The 3,757-nt window shown below is 75.0% G+C and carries 3 protein-coding genes; all 3 read left to right on the top strand.

Translation table 11 applies throughout. From position 1 onward, the window contains the following. Positions 1–965 (top strand): exopolysaccharide biosynthesis polyprenyl glycosylphosphotransferase (locus GT030_RS04610; RefSeq protein ID WP_161199963.1); only part of this gene is annotated, 965 nt, incomplete at its 5' end. A gap of 3 nt (positions 966–968) precedes the next feature. After that, positions 969–2,270 carry an O-antigen ligase family protein gene (locus GT030_RS04605; RefSeq protein WP_161199962.1) on the top strand — a complete coding sequence of 434 codons (1,302 nt, stop codon included), beginning with the start codon at positions 969–971 and terminating at the stop codon, positions 2,268–2,270. Further along, positions 2,267–3,757 (top strand): lipid II flippase MurJ (locus GT030_RS04600; protein WP_161199961.1); only part of this gene is annotated, 1,491 nt, incomplete at its 3' end. The genes GT030_RS04605 and GT030_RS04600, both read left to right, overlap by 4 nt.

Genomic DNA, 3,757 nt, shown 5'->3' with positions numbered 1-3,757 from the left:
GGCGCCGGGTGCTGCGGCTGCGGCTGCCGAGCACCGCGCTGGTGATCGGCCCGGTCGCGACCGCCCAGCGGGTCGCCGCCGCGCTGCTGCGGCAGCCGGACTGCGGGGTACGTCCCGTCGGCGTGGTCACCGACCACCCGGACGGCAGCGCCGGGCTCCCGGTGCTGACCTGCGGCGAGCAGGTCGAGCGGGCGCTCATCCAGAACGGCGTCGGCACCGTCCTCACCGTCGACCCCGCCGTACGCACCGAGAAGGGCCCGCTGCTGCGGGCGCTCGCCGAGTCGGGCTGCGCGGTGTGGGAGGTGGACGCGGACTGCCCGGCGTACGAGATGCGGGAGCAGCTCGCCGGGTTCTCCGTACGGCGGCTCGACCTCGGCGCCCGGCGGCGCGGCAGCGTCGGCAAGCGGCTGCTGGACCTGGTGGTGTCGGGCGCCCTGCTGGTGCTGGCCGCGCCGCTGCTGCTGGCCTGCGCGCTGGTGCTGCGGCTCAGCGAGGGTCCGGGCGTGGTGTTCCGGCAGGAGCGCATCGGCAAGGACGGGCGTCCCTTCACCCTGCTGAAGTTCCGCACCCACCGTCCGGTGAACGAGCGGGAGTCGGCGACCCGGTGGAGTGTGGCGGACGAGCGGCGGATGAACCCGTTCTGCCGCTTCCTGCGCCGGACCTCGCTGGACGAACTGCTCCAGCTCTGGAACGTCTTCCGCGGCGACATGAGCCTGGTCGGCCCGCGCCCCGAACGCCCGTACTTCGTCACGCAGTTCAGCCAGTGCTACCCCGGCTATGCGTCCCGGCACCGAATGAGGGTGGGAATCACCGGGCTCGCGCAGGTCAGCGGGTTGCGCGGGGACACCTCGATCGAGGACCGGGCGCGCTACGACAACGCCTACATCGACAACTGGTCGCTGTGGCAGGACGTCTGCATCCTGCTGCGCACGGCGGCCGCCGTCGTCCGGTCCACCGGGAGCTGACGGATGAGTCTCGCGCTGCCGCTCGGCCGCCCCCGGCACTGGTCCCCGCTGCTGCCGGTGCTCGCCGTGCTCGTCCTGCTCGCGCTGCCCCTCTCCTCCAGCGAGGGGGGCGGCGCGGGCCCGGCCGACGCGGCGTCCGCGCTGGTCGTCGGCGCCTGCCTGGTGCGGCTGCTGCGGGAACGGGCCCGCCCGCTGTCCGCCAGGGCCGCGCTGGTGCTGGGGCTGCCGGTGGCCGGTGCGGCGCTCGCCGCGATGGGCGCCGCCTCCCCGGGCGCCGGCCTCGCCGGACTCGGCCGCTACCTCCAGGTCTTCGTCCTGGTCCCGGCCGCCGTGCTCCTCCTGATCCGCGGCCGCCGGGACTTCCGGCTGCTGGCCTGGGCGCTGGTGGGTCTGGCGCTCTGGCAGGGCGCGGTCGGCGTGCGGCAGTACGCCACCGGGACCGGTGCCTCGTACCAGGGCCGGATGATCCGCGCGGTCGGCACCTTCGGGCCGTACGACGTGATGGGAATGGCCACCGTGGTGGCGTTCGGGCTGCTGTGCGCGGTGGGCCTCGCCCTGGGGAAGGCGCCGGTGCGGGAGCGAACGGTCGCGGCCGGCTGCGCGCTGGCGCTGCTGGTGCCGCTGGCGCTCTCCTTCAGCCGGGGCGCGTGGATCGCCACCGCCGTCACCCTCACCGCGCAACTGCTGCTGGCCGGGGTCCGCCGGGCGCTGAAGGTGGGCGCCGTGGTGGTCGCGGCCGGGGTGGTGCTGGTGGGCGGCCTCGGGGTGGGCACGGCGATGCTCCAGGAGCGGATGGACAGCATCACCAAGGTCACCGACGCCCCCGACCAGTCGGTCACCGACCGGTACACCATGTGGGCGGCGGCCACCGAAATGTGGCGCGAACACCCCCTGACCGGCGTCGGGTTGAAGGGCTTTCCGGAGTACCGGGACGGGCACGCCTCGCTCGCGCTGTCCTCGGGCAGCGACACCGAGGGCGCGGGCGTCGGCTTCCGCAGGCAGCCGCTGCTCTCCCCGCACAACATGTATCTGCTGGTCCTCGCCGAACAGGGCCTGACCGGCCTGCTGTGCCTGGCGGGCGGCTGGCTGGCGATGCTGGTGCTCGGCCTGCGCGGCCTGCGGGCCGCCCACCGGACGGGCCGGGGCCTGGACTGCGCGCTGATCGGCTGCGGCCTGCTGCTCTGGCAGCTCGTGGACTTCGTGTACGCCGACATCGGCGGCCCCTCCACCGTGCTGACGGCGGTGTGCCTGGGCCTGGTGGCGTGGTGGGCCCTGGCCGGCACGGACCCGGAGGGCGCGCGATGACGCTGACGCCCCTTCCGGAACCGGGGACGACGACCCGGCAGCCCCCGCCGCCCGAGCGCGAACACGCCCCGGTGACCCGGCGGTTCCTCGCCCGCGCCGCCCTGCTGACCGCTTCCCTGTCCGCCGCCGGCGCCCTGCTGGGGCTGGTCCGGGACCAGTCGCTGGCGCGGCTGTTCGGGGCCGGGCGGGACACGGACGCCTTCCTGGTCGCCTGGACGGTGCCCGAGTTCGCGGCCACCCTGCTGATCGAGGACGGGCTGGCCTTCGCGCTGATCCCGGCGTTCAGCATGGCGCTGGCCCGCCGCGCGCAGGGCGCTCCGGGAGATCCCGTACGGGCCCTGGTCCGGGGGACGCTGCCCCGGCTGACGCTGGCCTTCACCGTGGCGGGGGCGGTGCTCGCGCTCGGCGCGCCGCAGCTCGTCCAGGTGCTCGCGCCCGGCCTGCCCGACCCCGCGCTCGCCGTGGACTGCACCCGCCTCACCGCGACCTGCGTGCTCACCTTCGGACTCGCCGGATACTTCAGCGCGGCCCTGCGCGCCCACCGCCGCTTCCTGGCCCCGGCCGCGATCTACGTCGCGTACAACACGGGCATCGTCACCGCGATGTTCGCGCTCGGCGGGGTGTGGGGGGTGCGGTCGGCGGCGTTCGGGGTCGCGACGGGCGGGCTGCTGATGGTCCTCACCCAACTGCCCTTCCTGATCGGGCGGTTACGCAATCACCAGACGGCGGAGCCGACGCCGGAGCTCCCCTCCGCCAAGCCGCACTCGGTGAACCTGCCGCTGATGGCGACCGTGCTGCTGTTCGCGCTGTGCCGGCAGTCCCAGGTGCTGATCGAGCGGTTCCTCGCCTCCAGCCTGCCCTCCGGGGCCATCTCGCACCTGAACTACGCCCAGAAGATCGCCCAGATCCCCATGACCATGTCGATGATGCTCTGCACGATCACCTTCCCGGTGGTCGCGCGGGCGCTCGCCGAGGGAGACACCGAGCGCGCCCGGGTCCGGGTGGAACGGGACCTCGCGGTCGCCTCCGGACTGGTGCTGCTCGGCACGGCGGCGGTCGTGGCCTGCGCCCCGCAGATCGTCCAGCTCCTCTTCCAGCGCGGCGCGTTCACCGCCCAGGACACGGTGGCCACGGCGGGCGTGATGCGGGTGTACGCCGTCGGTCTGCTCGGCCAGACCCTCACCGGTGTCCTGGTCCGCTCCTACTTCTCGGCGGGCCGCCCCACCTGGTACCCGCTCGGCGCCATGTCCGCCGGGGTCTTCGCCACCTGCGTCATCGGCGCGGCCACCGTCGGCACCCGGGGCGTGACCGGCATCGCCGCCGCCAACGCCACCGGTATCACCCTCACCGCCGCCCTGCTGCTCTCCGGCATGCGCGGCCCCCGGCACGGCAGGCGGCGCGGGGTGCCGATCCGCACCCGGCACGTCCTGCGGGAGCTGTGCCGCCCGGCCGGGGCCGCGCTCGGAGCCGCCCTCGCCGGGGCCTGG

Origin of the sequence: Streptomyces sp. SID1328 (assembly GCF_009865595.1) — a bacterium.
GTDB lineage: Bacteria > Actinomycetota > Actinomycetes > Streptomycetales > Streptomycetaceae > Streptomyces > Streptomyces griseoluteus.
Note: the sequence above shows the minus strand (reverse complement) of the source record. Positions and strands in the feature narration are given on the sequence as shown.